The following is a 26,588-nucleotide window of genomic DNA, read 5'->3' as shown; positions in this document are numbered from 1 at the left end:
CACCCCGGCCGCACGGTTTCCGCCATTACCCCGGGGTGGACGGGGACGCCGCGGTCAGCGGGGGTCGTCCTCGGCGCGCGGCAGACCGATGACCACCGCCAGGCCGTAGCCGCCGTCCCGGGGCAGCCCCGGGCGCAGACGCAACTCACCGCCCGCGGCCTGCACGAGTTCGGCGCAGATGGCCAACCCCAACCCGGTGCCGACGGTGTTCTGGTGTTTGGTCGCCCGCCAGAAGCGCTGCAGCGCCTGCACGCGCTCGTCGGAGTCCAGGCCGACTCCGTCGTCGATCACCGACAGCTCCACCGGATCGCCGGGACGCGCGCGCAGCACGACGCGGGAGCCGCCCGAGAGCCGGATGGCGTTGCTCATCAGCTCGTCGAGAACGCTGCCCAGGCCGCCCGGCGGTTCCAGGATGCGCAGCCCCGGCGGGATGTGCGTCTCCAGGTCGAGTCCGCGCTCTGCGCACAGCACCCGCCAACGCTCCAGGCGGGTGTCGAAGACCTCGTCCAGTTCGACCGGCTCGGCCTGATTGAAGCTCTCCAACCGGGTCGCGGCCAACAGCGCGTTGAGCATACGGTGCATGGCCTTCGCTTCCTCGACCGCGTCGGCGTGGGCTTCGCGGGCCTGCTCGCCCTCCAGGTGGGGCTCGATGTTCTCCACCGCCAGACGCAGACTGGCCAGTGGATTGCGCAGTTGGTGGGAGGCGTCGGAGACGAACGCCCGTTGACGGTGCAGGGAGCGCTCCACGACGTCCACCATCGCGTTGAAGGACCCGGCCAGGGTGCGCAGCTCGGGTGGGCCGCCCTCCGCGTCGGCGCGCACCGACAGGTCACCGTCGGCGATCTTGGCGGTGGCCGCGTCCAGGCGACGCACCGGCAGGAGCACCCAGCGCGAGACCGGCCAGGCCACGGCTGCGAGCGCGGCCGTGGGCAACAGCCCGACCAGGGCGAGCCTGCCCCAGCTGACAAGGATCTGGTCGCGCAGCTTCGCGGTGGGCGACACCAGCACCATCACCCCCACCACCTCGCTGTCGCGCCCGATGGGCTCGGCGAGGATCAGGGGGGCGGGATTCCAGGGCCACACCGCCGTGGGCGCCTCCGGGCGGTACCCGGCCAGTGCCTCGTTCAGTACGCCGCGGGTGGCGGGGTCGGCTAGCACGTTCTCGACCTCGTGCCCGGGCCCCGAGGACAACAGCACCTCACCCGCGGGGTCGAGGAGCGCCACCGGGATGCCGTAGAGATCCTCGTAGCGGGTCAGTTCCATGGCCAACGACTCGGTGCGCTCGGCGGCCAGTGCGGTCGCCGCCAGCGAGGAGAACCGACCGATGTCGTTGAGCCGGTCCACGTAGACCTCTTGGGTCTCCTGTTGGGCCACGATGGTGCTCAGCGGCACACCCAGCGCCGCCACCAGGACGAACGCCAGCGGCAACAGGACGATCAGCAGCCTGCGCAGCACCGGCTAGCCCGGTTCCGCCTCGGCGAGGAGCCGGTAGCCGACCCCGCGCGCGGTCTGGATGCGGACCTGATCACCGAGCTTGCCGCGCAGGGCGGCGATGTGGGTGTCCAGGGTCCGCGAGGACGACTCCCAGGTGGCCCCCCACACCTGGTCCAGGATGACGTCACGGCCCACCACTCCCGGCGCCCGACCGGCCAGCAGAGCCAGCAGGTCGAACTCCTTGCGGGTCAGCGACAGTGCCGCACCGCCCAGGCTCGCCTCCCTGGCTTCGGTGTCCACCGTGAGCGGCCCGATCCTCAACGGGGGGTCGGGATCGGCCCCGGCGCGGGCCGCTCGGGTCCTGCGCAGCACGGCGTCGATGCGCGCCAGAAGCTCGGCGATCCCAAAGGGCTTGACGACGTAGTCGTCGGCGCCGGAACGCAGGCCCCGGACCCGTTCCCGTTCCTCTGCGCGTGCGGTGACGGCGATGATCGCGATCTCGGGTCGTTCCCGGAGCTTGCGCAGCAGGTCGATGCCGTCCGCGTCGGGCAGTCCGAGGTCGAGCAGCACGACGTCCGCCGCTGGCGCACGCAGCGCAGCAGCGGCGGTGGAGACCCGGTTCACCTCGTAGGACGCGTTACGCAACGCGGTGACCAGTCCCCGCGCGACGCGATCGTCGTCCTCGACCACCAGTATGCGCATCGCAAGACATCGTAGAGCGCCTGGCAAACGGCCGGGCGCTCCCACTGGGCGAAACACCGCTCCCGGCGCAGCGCACGGCTGCGCCGGGCCGGCAGGCACGACGTGACCGCCTGTGCCGCGGACCCGGCCGAGGACTGCGTCCGTACGCGCCGCTGGCGGGCTATCCGGGAAGGTTCTCCTCGATCGCCGAGATGACCTCGGGATCCTCGGGCTGGACGCTGGTCCGGAAACGATTGAGCACCTTGCCGCCGGGGGCGACGAGGAACTTCTCGAAGTTCCACGCGACGTCTCCGGCCAGTCCGGAGGAATCGCGGGTCTTGGTGAGCTCCGCGTAGAGCGGCAACCTCTTCGGCCCGTTGACCTCGCTCTTCTCCAGCAGGGGGAAGCTGATGCCGTAGGTCATGGCACAGAACAGCCGGATCTCCTCCGCGGAACCCGGCTCCTGACCGGCGAACTGGTCGCACGGAACGCCGATGACGGAGAAACCCCGGTAGGCGTACCCTTCCTGCAAACGCTCCAGGCCGCTGTACTGCGGAGTCGCGCCGCACTTGGAGGCGACGTTGACAATCAGCAGCAGCTGGTCCTGCGGCAGCCGGAACGACTCACCTTCCAGGGAGCGCAGTTCGCTCTGATAAATCCTCATGGCACCGGAGCCTAACCCGCCTCGGGTGGTCGCCGCGGTTCGCGGGAGCCCAAGCGGCGCCCCGCAAGCCGCGGACGTGCCCGGCGACGCGTACCGTAACGGGACGGACAAGGGCTGTGTCACGGTACGACAGCTGGTTCTAGGATCGGTCAACAGGGACAGCCGTCGCGAGGGGAGTGAACGGGAATGCGCAGCCGGGCGCGAGGGGTACTGGCGCTGACGGCCGGGGCGTGTCTGCTCGTCACCGCCGCGGCCTGTACCGACGACCCCGAACCCGAGGCCCCGACCGGTTCTCCGCCCCCCTTGCCCACCACCTATGACGGTGCGGCCCCGCCAGGGCTGTCCGGGAAGGCGCTGCGGTTCCTGCACGGGCCCGAGGGCAGTGGCCCCGACCTCCTCGACGACCCTCTCGGCGTGCGCATCCAGGCGGTCGGCGACTCCTTCCTGATCTCCGCCAACAGCGAGGAACGGCACCTTCTCCAGGACGCCGCCGACGGCCGCACGCTCTGGGAGGACTCCCAGCGCGTGGAGCGGTTCACCACCGACGACTCCGGCGACGACGTGTTCGAGGTGAGCCGCCCCGGCGACGGCACAACCGTCACCACGGTCCTGGACGATGCCGGCGAGCAGGTGTGGAGCGGCTCGGACCCCCGCGAGGGCTACCTCAACGGATGGGTGGTGCGGCGTCCCGCCGACTGGACGCCGAACGAGCCCTACGGCGCGTTCGCCATCGCGCGCCCCGACGGCGAAGCGGTCTGGGAGTACGAGTTCACCGAGCCCGAACCGCCTGCCGCCCCCGAGAAGGAGGACGACGAGGAGGCGGCGGACCCGACCGACAGCGCAGAGGCGGAGGAGGCCGTCGCGCACCTGGGCGTGCCGGTGACCGCACGCGGCGAGGTGGTCCTGCTCGACGACGGCGCGGGACGTCTACAGGCCCGCGATCTCGACGACGACGGCGCGTTGCTGTGGAGCGTGTCCGGCGAATCCCCGGAACTCGCCGAGGACGCCGTGCTGAGTGGCGCCCGCCCCCAGGTGGCCGGGTTCTACACGCTGGACGTGCCCCCCGATGCCGAGGCGACCGGGCCGGCAACGCCTTCGACCAGTGCACGTCCGAGCCCGGCCCCCTCGGCCTCTCCCGCCCCGCCCGAGGAGCGCGAGACCGTACTGGTGCGTTGGGGCATGCCCGAGGAGCCGTCGGTCCTGTCGCTGCACGATCTGGACGACGGCGCACTGGTGTGGTCGCTCGCCGAACCCGGTGCCAACCCCGTCAGCGCGTCCCTGGGTACCGCGCCGGTCCCCGGTACGGTCCTCGACCCGACCACCGACACCCTGCTGCTGCCCCAGTCCAGCGGCACCACCCCGATGATCGCGGTGGATCTGGCCACGGGCGCGGTGCGCTGGCAGTTCGAGGACCAGGAGGAACGCTCGATCGTGCCGCGGTTCGCACTGGGGGGCTACATCTACGGCGACTCCCGGGGCGCCGAGGACGACAGCGGCCAGGTGGTGCTGGAGGCCGACGACAAGGCAGCGGTCTCCGACGAGCTGACCGGCTACGTGGAGGCGATCACCCGGGACGGTCACGCCCTGGTCGTACAGAACCGTCAGCGTTTCGTGTTCGCTCCCGAACCGGACGCTCCCCGGCCCAGCGATTCCCCCGGCCCCGGGGCGTGAGGACGCGGTCCGTCACCCGGGGCACTTTCGGTCCCGGCCCGGTCACTGGCAGGGTGCACCAGCTCGGGAACGAAAATTTTGTGCACCCTGGTGGACCCGATACCGAACGGCGTTCTCTACGCTTTCGGCTATGAGTGTGCCGGAGAACGCAGCCACCGCACCCGAGGCACTGGCCCTGGCAGCCGAGTTCCCCTCGGCCGATCCCGGGCAGTGGCGCGAGTTGGTGGCGGGGGTGCTGCGCAAGAGCGGGGCCGACCCCGACTCCGCCCGTTCTCCCGAGGACCTGCTCAACTCGACCACCTACGACCGGATCACGATCCGACCGCTCTACACCGGGGACGACGGCCTCGACTCCGGCTTCCCCGGCCTGGCACCGTTCACCCGCGGCTCACGGCCGCAGGGTGCGGTGCCCAACGGCTGGGACGTCCGCCAGCGTCACGCCGATCCCGACCCCGCCGCCACCCGCAAGGCGGTAATGGCCGACCTGGAGAACGGCGTCACCTCCCTCTGGCTGGCCACGGGCGCCGCCGGGGTCGCCACGGAGCACATCGGTGAGGTCCTCGCCGACGTCTACCTCGACCTCGCCCCTGTCACCCTGGACGCCGGAACCGATTACGAGGCGGCAGCGCGGGCCCTGCTCCAGGCGCACTCCGACCGCCGCGTTCCCGACAGCGCTGTGGGCGGCTGCCTTGGCATCGACCCCTTGGGGACCGCCGCGCGCACCGGTGGCCGGGCCGAGGTCGCGGAGGCCGCGGGGTTGGCGGCACCCTACGCCGCCCGCTACCCGACCCTGCGGCTGATGGTGGCCGACGGGACACCCGTCCACGACGCGGGCGGCTCGGAGGCCCAGGAACTGGGCGCGGCCGTGGCCGCGGGTGTCGCCTACCTGCGGGCCCTCACCGATGCCGGGCTGAGCACGGCCGATGCCGCCTCCCGGATCGAGTTCCGCTTCGCCGCGACGGCGGACCAGTTCCTGACCATCGCCAAGTTGCGGGCCGCACGCGCCATGTGGAACCGGGTCACCGAGGTGTGCGGCCTGGCACCGCACCACCGGGGGATGCGCCAGCACGCGGTCACCTCGGCGGCGATGATGACGCGGCGGGACCCTTACGTGAACATGCTGCGCACCACACTGGCCTGCTTCGGTGCGGGCGCCGGCGGCGCCGACGCGATCACGGTGCTGCCCTTCGACACGGCAGTGGGACTGCCCGACGGCCTGTCCCGGCGCATCGCCCGCAACACCCAGGCGCTGCTGGTGGAGGAGTCGCACGTGGCGAGGGTGATCGACCCCGCCGGTGGCTCGTTCTACGTGGAGCGCCTCACCGCGGACCTCTACGAGCACGGGTGGGCGTTCCTGCGTGAACTTGAGGGCGCCGGCGGCGCCGCAACGGCGTTGGCGGACGGGGTGGTGGCCGAACGGGTACGGGAGGTCTGGGAGCGACGCCGGGCCAACCTGGCGCACCGACGCGATCCGCTGACCGGGGTGAGCGAATTTCCCAACCTGGCCGAGAAGCCGCTGGTCCGTCCGGCCGCACCTTCCGCACCTGCCGCACCGGGTGCGCTGCCCGTCCACCGCTACGCCGAGGACTACGAGGCGCTGCGCGATCGCTCCGACGCCGTACTCGCGGCAACCGGTGCGCGACCGCACGTCTTCCTCGCGACGCTCGGACCGGTGGCCGCCCACACGGCCCGGGCCACCTTCGCCGCCAACCTGTTCCAGGCGGGCGGGATCGCGACCACCCCCGGGGGCGGCGCCGAGGGGCCTGAGGCGGTGGCCGCCGCCTTCACCGCCAGCGGCGCGCGCATCGCCTGCCTCTGCTCGAGCGACAAGGTCTACGCGGAGCACGCAGCCGATGCGGCCGCCGCGTTGAAGGCGGCCGGCGCCGAGCAGGTGCTGCTCGCCGGAAAACGGTCCGCGGAGCTGGAACGGGCCGGGGTGGACGGTTTCGTCTTCGCCGGTTGCGACGCACTCACCCTGTTGACACGACTCAACGACACCCTGGGGGCGGCGCGATGAGCGCGAACATCCCGAACTTCGCCGCGGTCGAGGGCGGCGCCCTCCCGGTCTGCGACAGTCCTGCGCTGAGCGGGCAGTGGCGCGAGGCACTGGCGGCGGCCACCGGCAAGGGGCCCGATGCCCTGGTGTGGGAGACCCCGGAGGGCATCGGTGTCCGACCGCTGTACACCCGCGCCGACCGCGCCGGGCTGGACTTCGTGGGCACCTATCCGGGAATCGCACCGTTCCTACGGGGCCCCTATCCGACGATGTACGTCAACCAGCCGTGGACGATCCGCCAGTACGCGGGCTTCTCCACCGCCGAGGAGTCCAACGCCTTCTACCGAAGGAACCTCGCCGCGGGGCAGAAGGGCCTGTCGGTGGCCTTCGACCTGGCGACGCACCGCGGCTACGACTCCGACCACCCGCGGGTGTCGGGCGACGTGGGCATGGCCGGGGTGGCCATCGACTCCATCTACGACATGCGTCGGCTCTTCGACGGCATCCCCTTGGATCGGATGAGCGTGTCGATGACGATGAACGGCGCGGTGCTGCCGGTGCTGGCGCTGTACATCGTGGCCGCCGAGGAGCAGGGGGTGAGCGCGGACAAACTCTCGGGAACCATCCAGAACGACATCCTCAAGGAGTTCATGGTCCGCAACACCTACATCTACCCCCCGCAGCCCTCCATGCGGATCATCTCCGACATCTTCGCCTTCACCTCGCAGAAGATGCCGCGCTACAACTCCATCTCCATTTCCGGCTACCACATGCAGGAGGCCGGGGCCACCGCCGACCTGGAACTGGCCTACACACTGGCCGACGGCGTGGAGTACATCCGGGCCGGCCGCGCGGCCGGGCTGGACGTGGACTCCTTCGCGCCGCGGCTGTCGTTCTTCTGGGCGATCGGGATGAACTTCTTCATGGAGGTCGCCAAGCTGCGCGCGGCGCGGCTGCTGTGGGCCAGGCTCGTCAACGGCTTCGCACCCGCCAACACCAAGTCGCTGAGCCTGCGCACGCACTCCCAGACCTCGGGCTGGTCGCTGACCGCCCAGGACGTCTTCAACAACGTGGTGCGCACCTGTGTGGAGGCGATGGCCGCGACCCAGGGCCACACCCAGTCGCTGCACACCAACGCCCTGGACGAGGCGCTGGCGCTGCCCACGGACTTCTCCGCGCGTATCGCGCGCAACACCCAGCTGTTGCTGCAGCAGGAGTCGGGCACCACGCGGGTGATCGACCCGTGGGGCGGCAGCGACTACGTCGAACGCCTGACCTACGAGCTGGCCGCGCGTGCCTGGGGCCACATCCGCGAGGTGGAGGAGGCCGGCGGGATGGCCAAGGCGATCGACGCCGGCATCCCCAAGATGCGGATCGAGGAGGCCGCGGCGCGCACCCAGGCCCGGATCGACTCGGGTCGCCAACCGGTCATCGGCGTCAACAAGTACCGTCCCGACCACGACGACGAGATCGACGTGTTGAAGGTCGAGAACAGCCGGGTGCGCGCCGAGCAGTTGGACAAGCTGCGGCGGCTGCGCGAGGAGCGCGACGAGGACGCGACCCGTGCGGCACTGGAGCGGCTGACCAATGCGGCGGGAGCCGCCTCCGACGGAACGACGCTGGAGAACAACCTGCTGGCCCACGCGGTGGACGCCGCGCGGGCCTACGCGACGGTCGGGGAGATCTCCGACGCGATGGAAAAGGTGTTCGGTCGCCACTCCGGGCAGATCCGTACCATTTCAGGGGTGTACCGGGACGAGGCGGGTTCTTCGAGCGGGGGGACGGCGACCATGGACGCGGTCGCGGCGCGAGTAGTGGAGTTCGAGGAGGCGGAGGGGCGCCGTCCCCGCATCCTGGTCGCGAAGATGGGTCAGGACGGCCACGACCGGGGGCAGAAGGTCATCGCGACGGCCTTCGCCGATCTCGGCTTCGACGTGGACGTGGGCCCGCTGTTCCAGACCCCCGCGGAGGTCGCGGTCCAGGCGGTGGAGGCCGACGTGCACATCGTCGGGGTGTCGTCGCTGGCTGCGGGGCACCTGACGCTGGTGCCGGCGCTGCGCGAGGAACTGACGGGGCTGGGCCGCCCCGACATCATGATCGTGGTCGGCGGCGTCATCCCGCCCGCGGACTTCGACGCCCTGCGCGCGGCGGGGGCCTCGGCGATCTTCCCGCCGGGCACGGTCATCTCCGAGGCCGCGCTGGACCTGCTCGGCACCCTCGGCGAACGACTCGGCCACTAGGAGGTTCCGCTGCGCGGCCATCCCGTTGTCCACGGCCACCGGGCCCGGTGCGCCAGACTCCTGCGCGGACCTGGTCTGATGGCGGGTGGGCGCACACGGTCCTCCCTCACCCCAAGGCGGCCCCCGGGTCCGGGGACGTTCCCGCGTCCAGGCGACGATCCGGCGTAGGCGGAAGAGAAGACATGGCCACATCCATCGACATCGACACCTACGCCGAGGGCGTCCTCGCGGGGCACCGCCCCACCCTGGCGCGGGCCATCACCCTGGTGGAGTCGCGACGCGCCGACCACGCCGCGCTGGCCCAGGAGCTCCTGGTGCGATTGCTCCCGCACAGCGGGGCCGCGCACCGGGTCGGCGTCACCGGGGTGCCCGGCGTGGGCAAGTCCACCTTCATCGACACCCTCGGCACGAGGCTGACCGGTGACGGGCACCGGGTCGCGGTGCTGGCGGTGGACCCTTCCTCCACTCGCAGCGGCGGCAGCATCCTGGGGGACAAGACCCGGATGGCGCGCCTGGCGGTGGACCCCAACGCGTTCGTGCGTCCCTCCCCCACAGCCGGGACGCTCGGCGGGGTGGCGCGGGCCACCCGGGAGACCATGGTCCTCATGGAGGCCGCCGGATTCGACGTCGTACTGGTGGAGACGGTGGGCGTCGGCCAGTCGGAAGTGGCGGTGGCCGCCATGGTGGACTGCTTCCTGTTCCTGACCCTGGCGCGTACCGGGGACCAGTTGCAGGGGATCAAGAAAGGCGTCCTGGAACTGGTGGACGTGGTCGCGGTGAACAAGGCCGACGGCCCGCACGAGGCGGACGCCCGCAAGGCCGCGCGCGAACTGTCTCGCGCGCTGCACCTGTTGCAGCCGGTCAGCCCGTCATGGACGCCCCCCGTGCTGACCTGTAGTGGCCTGGAGGGGACCGGGCTCGATGCCGTATGGGAGCAGGTGCTGGCGCACCGTACGGCGTTGGAGGACGCCGGTGAGCTGGCGACGCGCCGCGCCACCCAGCAGGTCAACTGGATGTGGGCGCAGGTCCGGGACCGGCTGCTGCACCGGTTGCGCACCGACCCCGCGGTCCGCGCGCTCGCACCGGATCTGGAAACGACGGTGCGTGACGGGGAGATCACCGCCACGTTGGCCGCCGAACGACTACTCAGCGCCTTCAGTGGCGCGAACCAAACCACTGTCGAAGCCGAACCGTAATGGCGGAATCCGGGGCATTGAACACCCATACGCCCCCAGAACACCGCACTTCCCAACCGGTTTTGTGACCGGCGGGCGAAAATTTCTACCGGTTCGCCATTCCCGAGGGGCGATTCGCCTAATACCGTGTGTGTCCAAAGCCCTAAGGGTGGCCAAGTGGTACCGGGGAGTGGGTCCGCGGCCTGTCGGTGGAGGATGGAGGCCGTCCGGCAGCGGACGCGTCGGCGTGAACAGGGACCGCGCCGTGCGGGAGTCACCGGTTCTCCATTGCTGGTTATGGTTGCCACGAGGGGACCCTCATACGTACGTGGGGCTGGGGAGGAGTGAACGTGCACAGACTTGGGGTGAGCACTCGGGTCGAGAACCACAGTGTGATCGTTTCCGTCGAGGGCGAACTCGACATCGCGACCGCTGGCGACCTCCGCGAGAACGTCCAAAACGCTATCGACGCGCACGGGCCGTGGCTGATCCTTGATTTCTCCGCATTGGAGTTCATGGACTCAAGCGGACTCAATGCGGTCATCAACGCCTACCGACTGGTTCGGGAACGCGGGGGCAGTCTCGCGTTGGCCGCTCCGAACGAGCGGGTCACCAAGGTCATCCGCCTGGTCGGCCTGCACCGCCAGGTACCGGTCCACCGGACGGTCTCGGCAGCCCTCATCGCGATGGAGGCGCTCGAAGCCAAGAAGGAAGCCGGATAACCGCACCGCCAAGGGGCCGGACCGACCCAAACCCCGATTCCCGCGACCGCGCCGCCCCAGAACAGACCGGCCCCGCCGACTCCACCGCTTCGGCCCCCGCCTGAGCGGCACCGGCTCCGCACCGGCGCGCACGCGACAGCCATCGAACCGGTGGGGTCGTGACCCCACCGGTTCGCTTGTCCGGCACCGCCCGGCGGGTGCGTCCTCCCGGAGCACGCACCCGAAAGGTCCACGTGCCCTTCGACCTGAGTTGGAGCCACAACTCCCACTACCACCCCCTGCTGCTGCGCCATGTCCCCGTCGGCGCCGTGCGCGCGCTGGACGTGGGGTGCGGATCAGGGCGCTTCGCCCGGCGCCTCGCCCGGCACGTGGACCAGGTGGACGCGTTCGACGCGTCAGCGGAGATGGTGGCCACCGCACGCGAGCGCACACCGCCCCGGCTCGCCATCCACTACAGCGTGGCCGGACTGGCCCGTTTCGTCCCCGATCCACACGGCTACGACTTCATCGCCGCCATCGCCAGCATCCACCACATGCCGCTGGCCGAGTCCACCGCGCGGCTGCGCTCGATGCTGGCCCCCGGCGGGGTTCTGGCGGTGTGCGGTCTCTACCGGTCGAACGGCATCGGCGACACCGCCGCCTCCGTCGCAGCGCTGATCCCCCAGTGGACGACGGGCGCGGGACTGGCGGTGGGCCGCGCCGTGTCCGGGGTCGTCGATCCCGACCGTGCCGGCGGCCCTGCCATGCCGGTGCTCGATCCTGAGACGACGCTGCCCCGTGTCCGGGCCGTCGCCGCCGCGCACCTCCCCGGCGCGAGGGTGCGCCGCCTGTTGTTCTGGCGCTACCTCCTGACCTACCGGGCTCCCCGCTCCACCTGAGCCCCCGGGCCGGGCCACGAAAGCACGCGCGACACCCTCGATGCGGGTCCCCAACGCCGGCGGCCCCCACCGTCGTGAAGACGGTGAGGGCCGCATCCAACGGCATACGTGGGTCAGAGACCGGCGACCTCGTCGTCGGCCGCGCCACGCACTGCGTCGCGGGCCTGAGCCGGACCGGCCGCGGCCAAAGCGAGCTCGGCGAGGTCACGGCAGTCGGCGAGGGTGTGCCGGGCCAGGGCGTAGCGGACCGCCGCAAGGGACGGAGCCGACATCGACAGGCTGCTCACCCCCAACCCGACCAGGACCAGGGCAAGCAGCGGGTCGGCGGCCGCCTCGCCGCACACGCCCACGGGCTTGTCCGTGGCGACACCGGCGGTTCCGACCTCCTGGATCAGCCGCAACAGCCCCGGCTGCCACGGGTCCAGCAGATCCGGCAACGAGTCCAGCATCCGGTCGGTGGCCAGGGTGTACTGGGCGAGGTCGTTGGTCCCGATCGAGACGAAGTCCACCCGGTCGAGAACCTGGCGGGCCAGGAGGGCCGCACCGGGAACCTCGATCATGACGCCGACCTCGGCGAGGCCGGCCGCGCGGGCGAGCTCCGCGAACTCCGCGGCCTCGGCAGGCGTGGAGATCATCGGTGCCATGACCCGCACGTGGGCACCGGTGTCGGACGCGGCCCGCGCGATCGCCGCGAGCTGACGCTCCAGCAGGCCGGGCAGTGCCCGTGCCGTGCGGAAACCCCGCACCCCGAGAGCAGGGTTGGGCTCCTCGCCCTGCGCCACGAAGGCCAAGGGCTTGTCCGAGCCCGCGTCGAGGGTGCGCACGGTGATGATCCGGTCCCCGAAGGCCCGGAACAACCGCGCGTAGCTCTCGTACTGCTCATCGGGGGTGGGCTCGGTGTCGCGGTCCAGGAACAGGAACTCGGTGCGCAGCAGGCCCACACCCTCGCAGTCGTGCGCGGCGGACTCGCCAGGGTCCTCCGCTCCGACGTTGAGCAGCAGTTTCACCGCCACACCGTCCTCGGTGCGCCCGGCGCCACTGCTGTGCGCGAGGATCTTCTGCCGACGCTCGGCGCGCTCGACCGCGGCGGCGACCTGGGTCGCTGTCGGGTTGAGGACGACCTCTCCCCGATCGCCGTCCACCGCGACCTCGACGCCGTCGGTGAGCTCCCCGGCCCGACCGCAGGCGATGACCGCGGGGATGCCCAACGAGCGCGCCAGGATCACGGTGTGGCTGGTGGGGCCGCCTCGCCTGGTGACGATCGCCAGAACCTTGGCGGGGTCCAGCTGAGCGGTGTCAGCGGGCGCCAGGTCGTCGGCGACCAGGACGTAGGGGTGCCCCGGGTCGGGCAGCCCCGGCATCGGGACGCCCAGCAGCACGGCCACCGTGCGGTCGCGGATGTCCGCCAGGTCCGCCGCACGCTCGGCCAGGTAGCCGCCGGCCGCGCGCAGGAGGTCCTGGTAACCGGCCACCGCGCTGTGCACAGCCCAGGCGGCCGGAACACCCTCGCCGATCTCCTTGGCGATGTTGGTGCCCAGCTGCGGGTCGCGTGCCATGAGCGCCTGGGCGCCCAGCACCGCGGCCGCTTCGGGCCCGCTGCCGGCCGCCCGGGTCTCAAGACCCACCGCGACCTGCTCCAGCGCCGCGTGGGCGCGGTCGGTCTCGGCTGCGGTGTCGGTCACCTCGGGCCGCTGCTCCGGGAGCGCCGGAGGCGCGGCCAGCACCGCCACCGGGGCGACCGCGCTTCCGGGGCTGCCGGGGGTCCCGGTGATCGTCTGAGTCTCGCCCTCGGCGGGCTCCGGATGCGTCTGCGACACCGCTGTCTCCTCGGCCTGCACGGTCGCTTCGGGCGTGCTCTGCGACATGATCCCTGTTCCCTCTGTCGTTCCAGGCGCCCCCGCCGCGCGGGCGGGGGCGGGGGCGGATGGCATGGTCACGGCTCGATGGTCACGGCTCGATCGTTACCTTGATGGCCGTGCCGGAGGCCACGGTCTCGATGGCGGTGAGCACATCGGACAGCGGCATGCGGTGGGTGATGAGGTCGGACACCGGGACCTGACCGGAGGCGATCAGCTCCAGGGCGCGCTTGTTGTGGTCGGGGCTGGAGCCGTTGGCGCCGTAGATGGTGATCTCGCGGTAGTGCACCACGTTGGAGTCCAGCGTGATGGTCGGCTTGTCCTTGGGCAGGCCACCGAAGAAACTGATGCGGCCGCGCCGCGCCACCATCTGCAGGGCGTCCTCCTGGGCCTTGCCGGAGGCGGCCGCGGTGATGACCACGTCCACACCACGACCGTCGGTGAGGCGCTTGACCTCCTCGACCGCGTCAACCTCGGCGCCGCAGATGGCGGCGTCGGGGTGGACGACGTCGGCGGACATGTCCAGACGGCCGCGGTTGAGCTCGACCAGGAAGACCTTCTCGGCCCCGCGTGCCCGGGCCAGGCGCACGTGCAGGCAGCCGATGGGGCCGGCGCCCACGACCACGACGGTGTCGCCCTTGCTCACACCGGCGAACTCCTGGGCGTTGAGGGCGCAGGCCAGCGGCTCGGCGACGGATGCCTCGTCGAAGCCCACGCCCTCGGGAATGCGGTTCAGACCGTCCACGGCCAGGACCTTGGCCGGGACGATCATGTACTCGGCGAAACCGCCCTCGTACTGGTAGCCCATGGACTCCTGGTTGGGGCAGATGGTCATCCACCCGCGCTGACAGTCCGGGCACTTGCCACACGGGATGGCGGCGATCACCTGGACGCGGTCGCCCTCGGCCCAGCCCTCCACACCCTCGCCCGCGGCGACGACCTCACCGGCGATCTCGTGGCCGATGACGCGCGGCGGCGAGATGTGGTGGTGGCCGTGCCGGTGGATCTTGACGTCGGTTCCGCAGGTGGAGCAGTTGCGGACCCGGATCTTGACCTCGCCGGGGCCGGCGTCGGGCTCGGGTGCGTCTTCGATGCGGACATCGCCGGGCGCGTAGAAACGGGCGACCAACATGTGTGCTGCCTTCTCTCTGTGTACTGCCTAGTTCGCCTGGACCGGCCGGAGCAGGTCGATCACGGTGGCCGCGTCGGGCGCGGTGCGCAGCCGCTCGGCCTTCGCGGGGTCGGTGAGGACGGTGGCCAGCGCCGAGAGCACTCCCACGTGATCCTCGCCGCTGGCCGCGATGCCGATGGCCACGGTGACGGTGTTGCCGTCCCAGTCCACTCCGTCGGGGAACTGGATGACGGCCAGCGCGCTGTGCTTGACCAACGCGCGGGCGGCGTCGGTGCCGTGCGGGATGGCGACGCCCTCACCGATGTAGGTGGGGATCGACAGCTCGCGCTCGTGCATGGCGGGCAGGTAACCGGGCTCGACCGCGCCGAGCTCCAGCAGGAGCTGGCCGCACTGGTCGATGGCGTCGGACTTGTCCGAGGCGGTGCGGTCCAGCCGCACCGCCTCGGGACCGACCGAAAGGTCAGTCGGCAATCGTCTCACCGGCCTTGATCGCCTGCTCCAGCCGCGCGAACGCCGGGTCGCCCAGGAACATCTGGAATCCGATGACGACCTTGTCGGGGGCACCGGCGCGGGCCCGGTCCACCAGACCGGTGTGGCACAGGACCACGTCGGCGTCGTCGGGGATCCGGTTGACCGGGGCGTGCGCGACCTTGACCGAGTAGGGGGCAAGGCTCTTGGACAGCTGGGAGGTCAGCAGGACGCTGCTGCCCATCCCCGCGTCGCAGGCCACGATGACCTTCTTGACGTCAGAACCGTTGATGCTGCTCATGCTGCTGAAACCTCCGAGTTGTCGTTCTCAGCCTTCTCCTTGGCGCGCTCCGCGCGGCCGAAGCCGAGCAGGAGCGAGGCCACGGCGAAGGAGACCGCTGTGGCCACGAAGACACCCGCCAAGACTCCCAGGTGTCCGCCCTTGGGCGTAACCGCCATCAGGGCGATGATGCTGCCCGGGGAGGGGGAGGCCACCAGGCCGGCACCGAAGATCATGAAGGTGGTCACACCCGCCATGCCGCCGGCGATCACCGCGAGGATCAGCTTGGGCTGGGCCAGGATGTAGGGGAAGTAGATCTCGTGGATGCCGCCGAAGAAGTGGATGATGATCGCACCCGGGGCGGTGGCACGGCTGATCTTGGGGCCGAAGAACCAGCAGGCCAGCAGCACGCCCAGGCCGGGGCCGGGGTTGGTCTCGATGAGGAACTCGATGGCCTGGCCGGTCTCGGCGGACGAGGCGATGCCCAGCGGGCCGAAGACGCCGTGGTTGATGGCGTTGTTGAGGAAGAGGACCTTGGCGGGCTCCACGATGATGGAGACCAGCGGCAGCACCTGCAGGTCCACCAGGAACTGCACGCCCGAGCCCAGCGCCTTGGTGATCGCCTGCACGACGGGGCCGATGGCCAGCAGGCCGACGATCGCCATGATCATGCCGAGGATGCCGGCGCTGAAGTTGTTGACCAGCATCTCGAAGCCGGACTTGATCCGCGGCTGCACCACGCCGTCGAACAGCTTCATCAGGTACGCCGCCAGCGGACCGATGATCATGGCGCCCAGGAACATCGGGATGTCGGCGCCCACCACGATGCCCATGGTGGCGATGGCGCCGACCACGGCGCCGCGCTGGTCGTGGACCATGCGTCCACCGGTGTAACCGATGAGGACCGGGAGCAGGATGTTGATCATCGGTCCAACGAGGGCCTCAAGGGTCTCGTTGGGGAACCAGCCGGTGGGGATGAACAGCGCGGTGATCAGGCCCCAGGCGATGAACGCCCCGATGTTGGGCATCACCATGCCGGCGAGGTGGCCGCCGAAACGCTGAATCACCGCCCGACTGTTGGTGAACTTCGAGGGGGCTTCTGAGGTGGACACTTACGACCTCCTGGGAGGCTTTCAGGCAGCGCTGAGGAGAACCATCGGCGTGCCGTTGCTTGCGGTGGGGAGGCGGCGCTCGGGGTGTCGGCGCCGCGGGGTGGGGCGGGGCTGTGTGCCTCGCCCCTGTTCGGTTGTGTGCGGGTGGGGCCCGGGGTCAGGGAGCTCCGTCAAGCGGGTGGTTCGAGGGCTTAGACCATGACAACCCTCGGACCCAGCGCACCGATCTCATCGGCGAGTCCGTCCGCCAGACCGTTGTCGGTGATCAGGCAGTCGAAGTCGTCCACGGTGGCGAACCTGGTGAAGTGGTCGTTGCCGACCTTGGTGTGGTCCGCGAGCAGAACCGCACGCCTGGACGAGCGGATCATGGCCCGTTTGACCATGGCCTCGGCGGTGTCGGGCGTGGTCAGCCCGCGCTCCACCGAGACGCCGTTGGTACCGATGAAGGCGACGTCTACGTAGGTCTCCTCCAGCGCCTGGAGAGCCCAGCTGTCCACCGTCGCCTGCGTACGGGTCCGCAGCCGGCCGCCCAACAGCATCAGGTTGATGTTGGTGCGCGGGGTGAGGGTGAACGCTATTGACAGGGAGTTGGTAACCACCGTGAGTTCCCGGTCGGTGGGGAGCTGCTCGGCGAGACGGCCCGTGGTGGAGCCGGCGTCGAGCAGGATCGCACCGTCGTCGGGCAGCTCCATGAGAGCCGCTTTGGCGATGCGCTCCTTCTCCTGGGTCATCACGGAGTCCCGAACGGTCAGGGTCGGCTCGAACCCCAGCCGTTCCACCGGTATCGCCCCTCCGTGCACCCGGCGCAGCACGCCGTGGCGCTCCAGAGCGGTGAGGTCGCGGCGGATCGTCTCGTAGGTCACCTCGAACTCCGAGGCGAGCAATGCGACGTCAACACGGCCGTCCCGGCGGGCACGCTCGAGAATCAGCCGTTGGCGTTCTTCTGCGTACATGTGGGATCACCTGTGTTTCACTGTGGTTTTGGTTGATATTAGAAGGGTGACGCATGGCACACAAGGGCTGATGCAACTTATTTTTGTGTTTACGTGGTTTTTTTGTGGTTCAGCTAGCCAATGTCCGCCATCCGCAACCACGAAGTCACCTTGAGTGGACGATAAGCCACACGACCCAACCCGGGAGCAAGCGGGGCCTCTCCCTGGCCATCGCCCGACACGCCGTGCCACGAAACGGAAAGCGGCAGGTTTTGTCCGCACCGAAGGCCGCCCGCGATCCCACAAAGCCCACAACGGGGACGGCCGTCAAGCACACATCGAGCATGCCCACTTTTTAGACACTCTGGGTATTCACCCGCACACCTTGGGTAGCGTTGCGCGCGGAGCCTGTCGCCGAACCGAGGAGAACCCCGTGCGCATCACCCGAACCGCCGTGTCCGCGGCCGCATCGGTCCTGATCCTGGCGGGATGCCAGCCGGTTGACGAGGAATCGCTGATGCAGGACGCGGAGGAGACAACAGCGGCGGCACCGGTTGACGCGAGCGCCTCCCCGACCGTCTCGGTGTCGGAGGTCTTCCAGACCTATGACTCCACCGCCAAGGCGTCCACCTACGACCCGGCGGTGCCCGAGGGCTCCTCCGTGCAGATCGAGGTGGAGCCTGAGGGGGAGGGAACCCGGTTCATACTGATCGCCAAGGGGCTGGAGCCCGACCGCGCCTACGGGGTCCACCTGCACACCGCCCCTTGCGGCGCCGACCCCAACGACTCCGGTCCGCACTACCAGGACAAGGCCGACCCCAACCAGCCCTCCACCGACCCCGCCTACGCCAATCCGGAGAACGAGGTGTGGCTGGACCTGCACACCGACGCGGACGGCGGCGGCTCGGCGCAGAGCGACGTCAACTGGAAGGTGCGCCCCGGCGAGGCCCAGTCCGTCGTCATCCACGCCGAGCACACCCACACCGAACCCGGCAAGGCCGGCACCGCCGGCGACCGACTGGCCTGCGTGCAGGTTCCGCTCTGACGGCCGCACACCGCTGTGCCCCGGGTGCGCCGACCGGCTCCGGCGCACCCGCACCCGGCTAGTGGCGCAACCCGATGGTGGCGCTGGCACGGCGCTGCGCCGTGGGACGCCAGGGCAGCGGCACCAGGTCACCGAGGAACCCGTAGTCGGCTGCCAGTCAACGCTGCGCCGCGTCGTGGCGCGCGGCGTGGAGCTGCCCCCACCAGGCAGCGATGTCGGCCCACCCCGGCGCGGACAGGGAGCCCCCGGTGTGCTGCACCGACAACGACGCCGACAGGTTGGCGAACCGCAACCGCTGCTCCAGCGGCCACCCCGCCAGAGTGCCCACGATGAACGCGGCCCCGAACACGTCCCCTGCTCCGGTGGTGTCCACCGCGTCCAGCACGATCCCCTCGACCGCGGCGTGCTCCCCGGTGGTCTGGTCAACGGCCAGCGCACCGCGCGGGCCGTCGGTGACCACCGCCACCGGGACGTGCTCGGCCAGCGCGGACAACGCCGAGGCCGGGCTCCCGGTGCGGGTGTAGGACATCGCCTCGATCGCGTTGGGCATGAACGCGTGGCAGTGGCTCAACTGCTCCAGCACCGAACGCGACCACTGGCGGCTGTCGTCCCAGCCGACGTCGGCGAACAACAGCGTGCCCAGGGCGGCCTGCTCCAGCGCCCACTCCGGTACCCCTCCCGTGGCGCTGAGGCTGACGAAACCCGCCCTGGCCCGCGGCAGGTGGCGGGCCATGTCGGCGACGGGGACCGGGGACGGGTGCTCGTGGGTGACCATGCTGCGGTCGCCGCGGTAGGCCAAGGACACCGTGAACGGGGAGTGCCAGTCGGCGATCCGCCTGGACGCGGAAAGATCCACCATCTCCTGCGCCGACAGCGTCTCCCAGCAGAAGTCGCCGTACACGTCCTCGCCGAAGGCCGCCGCCACCGCCGTGCGCAACCCCAGCCGGGAGGCCGCCACGGCCAGGTTGGCCACGCCACCGGGGCAGGAACCCATGCCGTCCGCGCCGACCTCGGTGCCGCTGGCGGGGGAGGCGGCCAGCCCCGTGAGGACGATGTCGAAGAAGACCGTGCCGCTGAGTGCGAGATCGATGGCCGGGCCGTCGGGCTCGCGGGCCCCGGCGAGAATGTCCCGGTGCTCGCCGACGATCGGGGTCGATTCGAGTTTGTCGTACTCGGTCGCCTGATCCCGAACCGGTACTTCCTCTTCCACGGCCATGCTGGCTCCTGCGCGTTCCCGGGGTCGGATAGGACTTGAAGCGTAGTCTCCCGCCGTGGCACGGTGGCGCCGATAACGCTGCCGTGAAGCGCGTGACTTGCGACGACGCGCTGCGGGGCGGCCCCGGCAGGCGCGGCGCACTACCGTGGGAGGCGCGAGTCGGGCGAGGGAAGGGAACGAGTGTGCGGCTGACCATCCTCGGCGGAGGCGGATTCCGGGTCCCATTGGTGCACCGGGCGCTCCTGGCCGACTCGGTGCGCGCCGACGCACCCGTCACCGAGATCGTGCTGTTCGACGACGACGCCCAGCGACTGGCCGCCATCGGCGCGGTCCTGGACCGCCAACGCGACACCCACCGGGCGGTGCACGGCGAACCGCCGTTGACGGTGCGCGCCGAGTCGGACCTGGACGCCGCACTGCGCGGATGCGACATCGTGTTCTGCGCGATCCGGGTCGGCGGGATGGCCGGACGGGTCCTGGACGAACGCGTCGCCCTGGACGCGGGCGTCCTGGGCCAGGAGACGGTGGGCGCGGGTGGGATCAGCTACGGACTGCGCACCCTGCCGGTGGCCATCGGCGTGGCCCACGCGGTCCGGCGTCTGGCCCCCGACGCGTGGGTCGTCAACTTCACCAACCCCGCGGGCCTGGTCACCGAGGCGATGGCGCGAGTGCTGGGCGATCGTGTGGTGGGGATCTGCGACTCACCGGTCGGCCTGGGAAGGCGCGCGGCCCGTGCGCTGGGACTGGACCCGGCGCGGGTCCACGTTGACTACGCCGGGTTGAACCACCTGGGGTGGCTGCGCGGCCTGCACGCCGGCGGGCGGGACCGGCTGCCCGACCTGCTGGCCGACGAACGGGCCCTCACCTCGTTCGAGGAGGGGCGCCTGTTCGGCGCCGAGTGGCTGCGCGCGCTGGGGTCGCTGCCCAACGAGTACCTGCACTACTACTACATGGCCCACGAGTCGCACGAGGCGGTCGCGCGCTCGGCCCGGGACGGCGGGTCCACGCGCGGTGAGCAGTTGGTGGACCAACAGCGCGACTTCTACCCCGCGGCGGCCGCGCACCCGGAGACGGCCTACGCCCTGTGGGACAGCACCCGCCTGGAGCGGGAGGAGACCTACATGGCCGCCAACCGCAGCGCGGCCGGCGGGGTGGAACGCGAGGAGGCCGACCTGGACGGCGGCGGCTACGAGCAGGTGGCCCTCGCCGTGATGCGCGCCATCGCCCTGGACGAACCGACCCGGCTGATCGTGAACGTGCGCAATCGCGGGGCGCTCGGGGGCCTGGACTCCGAGGCGGTGGTGGAGGTTCCCTGCCTGGTCAACTCCTCAGGGGCCCGCCCCCTCGCCGTGAACGCGCTCACCCCGCACCAGGACGCCCTGGTGCGGACGGTGAAATCGGTGGACAGGGAGGTTCTCGACGCCGTCGCGACCGGTTCGCGCACCGCGGCGCTGCGCGCCTTCGCCACCCACCCCCTGGTGGGCTCGGTGGGCACGGCCCGCACCCTGCTGGAGGGCTACCTGCGCGCCTTCCCCCGCCTCGGTGACGTGCTGCACCGTTCCTGACGGCACGGTGGCCGGGTCAGGGCTCGGTCAGCACCAGCGGACCGTCCTCGGTGACTGCGACGGTGTGCTCGACGTGCGCGGCCCGGCCGCCGCCGGCGCTGCGCACCGTCCACCCGTCGGGATCGTGGCGGTAGGCGCCCTTTCCGCCGGCGATGAGCATCGGCTCCAGCGCCAGGACGAGGCCGGTGCGCAGCCGCATGCCCTTGCCCTTCTTCCCGTCGTTGGCCACGAACGGCTCCTCGTGCATGGTGCGCCCGATCCCGTGGCCGCCGTGGTCGGCGAGCAGGGCATAGCCGGCCTTTCGCGCGGCCCTGCCGATGGCGTGCGAGATGTCGCCGAGGCGCCCTCCCGGCCTGGCCTCGGCGATCCCGGCCCACAGCGCGCCGTCGGCGGCCTCGACGAGCGCGGTGTCGGCCGGGTCGGCCGTGCCGACGGTGAAGCTGATGGCGGCGTCGCCGCTCCACCCGTCCAGCAGCGCGCCGCAGTCGATACTGACGAGGTCGCCGTCGGCCAGCCGGTCATCGGTGGGGATGCCGTGCACGACGGCGTCGTTGACGCTGGCGCAGATGACACCGGGGAAGGGGGTCGGCGCCCACGCGGGATGGTAGTCGAGGAAGAGGGGCTTGGCGCCCTCCTCCGTGATGACCTGGGCCGCCGCCTCGTCGAGTTCGCGCAGGGTGGCGCCCACCGCGGCCCGGTCCCGGGCGGCGCGCAGCGCACGTGCCACGACGCGCCCCGCTGCGCGCATCGCCTCGATCTCCCCCGGTGTTCTCAGCTCGACCATGTCGCCCCTTCACTGATCCAATAGAAATACCGGCATTACTATAACGTCATGGTGCGGATTCCCCTGAGCGAGGCCGAACGCGAGCGCGGCGAACGCCTCGGACGACTGCTGCGCGCGGCGCGCGGTCCCCGGAGCATGGCGACGGTCGCGCTGGACGCGGGCGTCTCCGTGGAGACGCTGCGCAAGATCGAGACCGGACGGATCGCGACCCCGGCCTTCTTCACCGTGGCAGCGCTCGCCGGGGTGCTCGACCTGTCCCTGGACCGCATCGCCGCGACGCTGGCCGACCGGTCGCCCGAACGCCCCGCGCAGGCGTCCTAGCCGTCGGCCTCAACAGGTGGCGACCGCCGAACCCCCCGCTGCGCGGGCGAGGACGACCTGCCCCACCGGCATGCTGAACGTCGCCTGACGCGCGCAGTCGTAGAGCGTGAACGAGCCGCTCGCCGCGCCGAGCAGCACCAGCGTGCGTCCGTCCGCGACGGGTGCTCCCCGCCCCGCGCGCACGTTGACCGCGGTGACCTGGCGCGGCGGCACGCCGAGCAGGGCCGAGACCGGGCCGGGCCGACCGCTGGCGCGCAGTTCGCGCGCCTCCCGGTCGGCCGCCCCCACCACCACTCCGCCCACGCCGAGGACGGCGAGGGCCACGACGGCCGGAACGAGGAGGTTCCCGGCCGAACCCGGTTTGAGGAGCAGGTAGGCGGGACGGTAGCAGAGAAGCGTCAGGAGCACCCCGATCACGACGACGGTCACCGCCCCGAGGGTGGGCGCCAGCCCCGCCACGATGCCGGCGAGAGCCGCACCGGTCACCAGCGCCGCGACCACCGCCCGCACCCGGCGGTCGCCGGTGGCCGCGCGCAGGAACCGTCCCGTCCGACCGCCCTTACCCGTCAATGCCGCGACGGTGGCGGCCAGCGCGGCCACGACCACCAGCACCGGGACCACCAGGGCCAACGCCAGCACGACCCGGGCCAGCAGCGACTGCGTCCCCGCGCCGACGGCCTCGGGGACGGTCGCGAACACCCCGTAGTAGCGACGGTCCAGGGCGTAGAACATCGCGTAGAGGGCCGCCGCGGCCAGCGCCGCGCCGAGCAGGAGGCGGGGCAGCACCCGGCCCACCACCCGCACGGGGCTCGGCATGGAGGTCGAGCCCGGGGCGATCGCGAACGGGGAGAGCGTCGCGGGACGCGACCCTCTCCGGGTCCGCGTGTGCCTGCCGCTGTCGGCGGCGACCCGCGCCCGGGCCTGCTCCGCCTCGGAACGAGGATGGTTGTCGTCGTTGAGTGAATGCCGTCCCGGCGGCCTGTTCGACGCGGTTCGACCGGCCATGCGCACCTTCGTTCCCGGCCCCGACGGGCCGCTTCCCGGACGCGTCCGGGCCGTGGCGGCACACGTGTGCCCGCCCCGCTGCCCCGACCCCCATAGCGACCGACGCTAGGAAACAACAGCGGCCCCGTCCATAGCCGAGGTGTCCGCTTTGCGGAAGGTTTGGGGGTTTCATACTCCCCGATCAGCCAATGCGGCCCTGGCGGACGAGTTCGACCAGCGTGCGGGCCTGATCGTGGCCCAGCCCGGTGTCCTCCCGGACCGCCAGCAGGGCGTCGCCGTCGCGGCCCGACTCCAGCATCGCCCGGACCCGGGCGAGCGTGCGCGGATGCAGTCCCGGCTCCGCGGCGGGGGCCTCGACCGGCCAGTAGCCGCCGATCCCCTCAGGGGCCGGTGGCGGCGCGGTCGGCAGCGGGGGCAACGGCGGGGGTTCGTTGACGCGCCCCCGGGGCCACCACCGCACGGCGGCCGCCCCGGCGCCCAGCACCAGGACCGCCGCGGCCAGAGCGACCAGCATCAGGAGCATGCCCATCCCCCGACCCTAAGCACCCGGGGGGCCGGCGCCCGGGATTGACGCGGCGGGGCGTGAAACGCCGGGGCCCTCGTGCCGGACCGAACGAGTCCGGCGTCCCCGTGATGCGGCCGGGGGCGCTCGGAAGGAATTCACCGCCGCCCCGCGACCGCGCGCCGGCGTCGGCCGGGGAACGGGAGCATCGGGCGTCGCGGGGCGGGGGCGGCCACAGCGCACCGTCCTCCCCTGCGGGAAGCACACAGGCGACCCAATCGCCGAGATTCACAAAAATCTAGAGAATTTATTGCCTTCTCGAAATTTGGTCCTTAGAGTTGGGCGAAGTCGGAGACCTCAGGGGTGAAAGGTCCTGGGCTCCGGCAGTCGAACTGACCGCCGGACCCGGGCCACTGTCGTTTTCACCACGCGCGGCCCGCATGATCCGGACCGCAAGACCGACACCGCAACCGTGGCGCAGCCGCCGGCGACGCTCCCCAACGGACCGCGCACGATCGGCGTCCAGAACGGCGCGGGCTTCCCCTGCTCCCGCACCGCGCCCCGGCAGGACGAGCCACAGCAGTCTTTTTTCATTTGACCGACGGAGGCCATCCCATGAGCACGCAACTACCGCTGCGCCTGCACCACTACGGTTGGATAGTTGACGACCAGGAAGTCAACCGGCAGTTCTACGAGGACGTGATCGGCCTGCCCTTGACCGCCACTTGGACCGAGATCGAGACGATCAACGGGCGCGAGTACGCGCTGTCCCACACCTTCTACGGTCTGGCCGACGGCAGCGCCCTGGCCTTCTTCCAGATGGGCGACTCTCAGGCCCAGGAGGAATTCAATACCGAGATCGCCCCCACTCCGATGCGCCACGTCGCCCTGAAGGTCGAGCAGGAGACCCAGGACGCCATCCGCGAGCGCCTCACCGAGGCCGGCTACGCGGAACCCGGCACGTTCGTGGTCGATCACGGCTACTGCGTCTCGCTCTACACAGTGGACCCGAACGGGCTGCAACTGGAGTTCACCGTCAACCACCCCGACATGGAGCGCATCAACGCCGAACGGCTCCGCACGGCACACGCCGACCTTGCCCGCTGGCTCGGCGGTGACCACACCAGCAACAACGCGTGGCGCGCCACGACGAGCTGAGGGCCGGACGCACAGTACGACTCGTTGTCGGCCGACAGCCGCACAAGCCCCCACGCCTCGGCTGTTCGTGCCGTCGGAGTGCTGTCCTCACGGGCAAGCCGCCGGGACGGGCTCTGCCTCCGTGGGCACCTCCGCCACCAGGCGACCGCCCGCGCCGAACACCGGGGGCGGACACCTCCTCACGCGAGGGTGCACAGCCCGTCAACCCTCATCCGTCCGTTCCCGGGAGCGCGGCCATCGGCCTCCCCTGCCCGCCCGGCGAGGAGGACGCACCGATCGTGGGTCCGTGAAACCCGGTGCTGGCGATCCCGGTGCCGCGGAACTCGTGGCATTTCTGCACCGGGTTCCGCGGCACCGTTCATGGTGGCCGGATACGCCCGCTGCGTGAACCAGCCGCCGAAGGCGGCCACCGAACGCGCAGAAGCGCGTCCTGCGCGAGACCGGTACCCAGAGGTGTGGGCCCCGGTGGGCCGTGGCCGCTGACGCCGTCTGTCAGAACCTTTCCGCGCCTGGAGCAGGACGGTGGGCGTCGCGTGGATGTGTTCGAAGATCAGTTGTGCACTTCGAGAGGAGCGGCTGCTGCGCTCAGTGCGTCGGTGGTGCGCTGGATGTGTTGGGCGATCAGGCACATCGCGGTCATCTCGTCCCGGGCGACCACGGCGTCCAGGATCTGTCGGTGCTCCAGGGCGACGTCGCGGTCGGGGTCCGGGGTGATCGACCCGGACCACCAGCGGTAGAGCGAAGCGGATTCGCGTAGAGACGTAGCGATGGACAGGAGGGTTCCGTTCCCGCAGCCTTGCAGGATCGCTGCGTGGAACGCCTCATGCGCATCGGCCCAGGCTTCGTTGGTCTTCCCGGTCTCCGTCATCATGGAGGTCTGGGCGAGGATGTGGTGCGCGGCGATGACCGAGGATTCCCATTGAAGGTCGCCGCGCGCGATCGCAAGGCGTATGACCAGGCCCTCGATCTCGATCCTGGCTTCGGTGATCTCGTGGAGGTCGGCCAGGTCCAGTGTGCGGACTCGAAAGCCCTGCTGCGGCAGGGCCACGGCCAGGCCTTGCTCGGCCAGACGCATGAGAGCCTCGCGGACCACCGACTGACTGACGGTGAAGCGGTTGGCCAAATCGACGAAACGCAGGCGGGAACCGGGTGGGAGCGTGCCGTGCAGGATCTCCCTGCGGACCTTTTCGTAGACGAGCTCGGACCGGGTCGTCGAGTTTCGACTGGTCATGACCTGATCCTACCTGGCGTCGAGAATTGGGGAGAATCTCGTGATATCGACATCATTCCTCAGCTCTAGGGGCTGCTTTTTGGAAGTGGGAGCGAAGAAGGGGACACGGCACGGGAGAAACCGGACGGTAGCCAAGCATTGGGGCGCTCCCGGGGAAGGGTGACCATCACGATCCACCTGCTCGCCGGTCAGCGCAGGCGTCCCCTGCTGCTGACCACCAGCCCGGGCCAGCGCGGGGACAGCTTGATGTCTGAGTCCTTGATGAGGGCTCTGCGCCTGACACGTCACATCCCGAGCAACAGAAAACCCCAGGCCACGAACTACGTGACCCGGGGTTCCTCTGAGCCGCCTAAGGGAATCGAACCCTTGACCTACGCATTACGAGTGCGTCGCTCTGGCCGACTGAGCTAAGGCGGCTTGGCCTCATGCGAGGCGGTCATCATTCTAGCGTGCCTGTTGGCATGGGTGAAACGCACGCCCCGCCACGGCAGCCGCCCCGTCCGGCCACGCGCCCTCCACC

General features: G+C 70.8%; 24 protein-coding genes and 1 tRNA gene. 10 read left to right on the top strand and 15 right to left on the bottom strand.

Annotated elements, in window-relative coordinates:
- Positions 1-54: 54 nt before the first annotated feature.
- The 3 genes from AC0VYP_RS01870 to AC0VYP_RS01860 all read right to left on the bottom strand — a co-directional run bounded on the left by AC0VYP_RS01870 (position 55) and on the right by AC0VYP_RS01860 (position 2,779).
- Entirely contained in the window at positions 55-1,455 is a 1,401-nt protein-coding gene (locus AC0VYP_RS01870) for a HAMP domain-containing sensor histidine kinase (RefSeq protein ID WP_285760617.1), read from the bottom strand.
- 3 nt (positions 1,456-1,458) lie between these two features.
- Positions 1,459-2,136: a response regulator transcription factor gene (locus AC0VYP_RS01865; RefSeq protein WP_475472196.1), complete on the bottom strand. Its 678-nt coding sequence runs from the start codon at positions 2,134-2,136 to the stop codon at positions 1,459-1,461.
- Positions 2,137-2,296: 160 nt separating this feature from the next.
- Positions 2,297-2,779, bottom strand: a complete 483-nt coding sequence (locus AC0VYP_RS01860) for a glutathione peroxidase (RefSeq protein ID WP_285760615.1) — start codon at positions 2,777-2,779, stop codon at positions 2,297-2,299.
- 186 nt (positions 2,780-2,965) lie between these two features.
- Between AC0VYP_RS01860 and AC0VYP_RS01855 the strand changes: the two genes are divergently transcribed.
- From AC0VYP_RS01855 to AC0VYP_RS01830, 6 genes are all read left to right on the top strand, one after another.
- Positions 2,966-4,450: a hypothetical protein gene (locus AC0VYP_RS01855; RefSeq protein WP_475472195.1), complete on the top strand. Its 1,485-nt coding sequence runs from the start codon at positions 2,966-2,968 to the stop codon at positions 4,448-4,450.
- Positions 4,451-4,580: 130 nt separating this feature from the next.
- Entirely contained in the window at positions 4,581-6,467 is a 1,887-nt protein-coding gene (locus AC0VYP_RS01850; protein WP_475472194.1) for a methylmalonyl-CoA mutase family protein, read from the top strand.
- A complete protein-coding gene (scpA, locus tag AC0VYP_RS01845) occupies positions 6,464-8,686 on the top strand; it encodes a methylmalonyl-CoA mutase (RefSeq protein ID WP_285760612.1) in 2,223 nt (740 codons plus the stop codon). Before AC0VYP_RS01850 ends, scpA begins: the two co-directional genes overlap by 4 nt.
- A 182-nt stretch (positions 8,687-8,868) precedes the next feature.
- Positions 8,869-9,882, top strand: a complete 1,014-nt coding sequence (gene meaB / locus AC0VYP_RS01840; protein WP_475472193.1) for a methylmalonyl Co-A mutase-associated GTPase MeaB — start codon at positions 8,869-8,871, stop codon at positions 9,880-9,882.
- A gap of 329 nt (positions 9,883-10,211) precedes the next feature.
- The gene (locus AC0VYP_RS01835) at positions 10,212-10,583 is read left to right on the top strand and encodes an STAS domain-containing protein (protein ID WP_285760610.1); all 372 of its coding nucleotides are present in this window, start codon (positions 10,212-10,214) and stop codon (positions 10,581-10,583) included.
- A 233-nt stretch (positions 10,584-10,816) separates the two neighbouring features.
- Positions 10,817-11,461 carry a class I SAM-dependent methyltransferase gene (locus AC0VYP_RS01830; protein WP_475472192.1) on the top strand — a complete coding sequence of 215 codons (645 nt, stop codon included), beginning with the start codon at positions 10,817-10,819 and terminating at the stop codon, positions 11,459-11,461.
- 113 nt (positions 11,462-11,574) lie between these two features.
- Here AC0VYP_RS01830 and ptsP read toward each other — a convergent pair whose 3' ends face one another.
- From ptsP to AC0VYP_RS01800, 6 genes are all read right to left on the bottom strand, one after another.
- Positions 11,575-13,278: a phosphoenolpyruvate--protein phosphotransferase gene (gene ptsP / locus AC0VYP_RS01825; protein ID WP_432707501.1), complete on the bottom strand. Its 1,704-nt coding sequence runs from the start codon at positions 13,276-13,278 to the stop codon at positions 11,575-11,577.
- A 130-nt stretch (positions 13,279-13,408) separates the two neighbouring features.
- Entirely contained in the window at positions 13,409-14,449 is a 1,041-nt protein-coding gene (locus AC0VYP_RS01820) for a zinc-dependent dehydrogenase (RefSeq protein ID WP_475472191.1), read from the bottom strand.
- Positions 14,450-14,476: 27 nt separating this feature from the next.
- Positions 14,477-14,920, bottom strand: coding sequence for a PTS mannitol transporter subunit IIA (locus tag AC0VYP_RS01815; protein WP_285760605.1), 444 nt, complete (start codon positions 14,918-14,920; stop codon positions 14,477-14,479).
- Positions 14,910-15,218, bottom strand: a complete 309-nt coding sequence (locus AC0VYP_RS01810; protein ID WP_285760604.1) for a PTS sugar transporter subunit IIBC family protein — start codon at positions 15,216-15,218, stop codon at positions 14,910-14,912. Before AC0VYP_RS01810 ends, AC0VYP_RS01815 begins: the two co-directional genes overlap by 11 nt.
- Positions 15,215-16,309, bottom strand: a complete 1,095-nt coding sequence (gene mtlA / locus AC0VYP_RS01805; RefSeq protein WP_475472190.1) for a mannitol-specific PTS transporter subunit IIC — start codon at positions 16,307-16,309, stop codon at positions 15,215-15,217. The genes AC0VYP_RS01810 and mtlA overlap by 4 nt, the downstream gene beginning before the upstream one ends.
- A 191-nt stretch (positions 16,310-16,500) precedes the next feature.
- The gene (locus tag AC0VYP_RS01800; RefSeq protein WP_285762023.1) at positions 16,501-17,262 is read right to left on the bottom strand and encodes a DeoR/GlpR family DNA-binding transcription regulator; all 762 of its coding nucleotides are present in this window, start codon (positions 17,260-17,262) and stop codon (positions 16,501-16,503) included.
- A gap of 412 nt (positions 17,263-17,674) precedes the next feature.
- Here AC0VYP_RS01800 and AC0VYP_RS01795 point away from each other — a divergent pair, with 412 nt between their 5' ends.
- Positions 17,675-18,286: a superoxide dismutase family protein gene (locus tag AC0VYP_RS01795; protein ID WP_475472189.1), complete on the top strand. Its 612-nt coding sequence runs from the start codon at positions 17,675-17,677 to the stop codon at positions 18,284-18,286.
- A gap of 157 nt (positions 18,287-18,443) precedes the next feature.
- Here the strand turns inward: AC0VYP_RS01795 and AC0VYP_RS01790 are convergent, their stop codons facing one another.
- The gene (locus tag AC0VYP_RS01790; RefSeq protein ID WP_475472188.1) at positions 18,444-19,502 is read right to left on the bottom strand and encodes a carbohydrate kinase family protein; all 1,059 of its coding nucleotides are present in this window, start codon (positions 19,500-19,502) and stop codon (positions 18,444-18,446) included.
- A gap of 182 nt (positions 19,503-19,684) precedes the next feature.
- Between AC0VYP_RS01790 and AC0VYP_RS01785 the strand changes: the two genes are divergently transcribed.
- Positions 19,685-21,067, top strand: coding sequence for a 6-phospho-beta-glucosidase (locus tag AC0VYP_RS01785; protein ID WP_475472187.1), 1,383 nt, complete (start codon positions 19,685-19,687; stop codon positions 21,065-21,067).
- Positions 21,068-21,083: 16 nt separating this feature from the next.
- Here the strand turns inward: AC0VYP_RS01785 and map are convergent, their stop codons facing one another.
- Positions 21,084-21,851, bottom strand: coding sequence for a type I methionyl aminopeptidase (gene map, locus AC0VYP_RS01780; protein WP_475472186.1), 768 nt, complete (start codon positions 21,849-21,851; stop codon positions 21,084-21,086).
- Between the two features lie 48 nt (positions 21,852-21,899).
- On the opposite strand from map, the gene AC0VYP_RS01775 reads away from it, so the two are divergent.
- Complete coding sequence (locus AC0VYP_RS01775) at positions 21,900-22,172, top strand: helix-turn-helix domain-containing protein (RefSeq protein WP_475472185.1); 273 nt, start codon at positions 21,900-21,902, stop codon at positions 22,170-22,172.
- Between the two features lie 9 nt (positions 22,173-22,181).
- Here AC0VYP_RS01775 and AC0VYP_RS01770 read toward each other — a convergent pair whose 3' ends face one another.
- Together AC0VYP_RS01770 and AC0VYP_RS01765 are read right to left on the bottom strand one after the other, a co-directional pair.
- On the bottom strand, positions 22,182-23,177 hold the full coding sequence (locus AC0VYP_RS01770; RefSeq protein ID WP_475472184.1) for a hypothetical protein: 996 nt from the start codon (positions 23,175-23,177) through the stop codon (positions 22,182-22,184).
- Between the two features lie 181 nt (positions 23,178-23,358).
- Complete coding sequence (locus AC0VYP_RS01765; protein WP_475472183.1) at positions 23,359-23,706, bottom strand: hypothetical protein; 348 nt, start codon at positions 23,704-23,706, stop codon at positions 23,359-23,361.
- A 588-nt stretch (positions 23,707-24,294) separates the two neighbouring features.
- On the opposite strand from AC0VYP_RS01765, the gene AC0VYP_RS01760 reads away from it, so the two are divergent.
- Positions 24,295-24,837 (top strand): VOC family protein, encoded by a 543-nt coding sequence (locus AC0VYP_RS01760; RefSeq protein WP_475472182.1) that lies wholly within the window; start codon positions 24,295-24,297, stop codon positions 24,835-24,837.
- A 550-nt stretch (positions 24,838-25,387) separates the two neighbouring features.
- Here the strand turns inward: AC0VYP_RS01760 and AC0VYP_RS01755 are convergent.
- Together AC0VYP_RS01755 and AC0VYP_RS01750 are read right to left on the bottom strand one after the other, a co-directional pair.
- Positions 25,388-26,068 carry a GntR family transcriptional regulator gene (locus tag AC0VYP_RS01755; RefSeq protein ID WP_475472181.1) on the bottom strand — a complete coding sequence of 227 codons (681 nt, stop codon included), beginning with the start codon at positions 26,066-26,068 and terminating at the stop codon, positions 25,388-25,390.
- A 343-nt stretch (positions 26,069-26,411) separates the two neighbouring features.
- Positions 26,412-26,485 (bottom strand) — tRNA-Thr (locus AC0VYP_RS01750).
- Positions 26,486-26,588: the final 103 nt, after the last annotated feature.

It is taken from the genome of Nocardiopsis sp. iso_186 (assembly GCF_056173365.1).
Note: the sequence above shows the minus strand (reverse complement) of the source record. Positions and strands in the feature narration are given on the sequence as shown.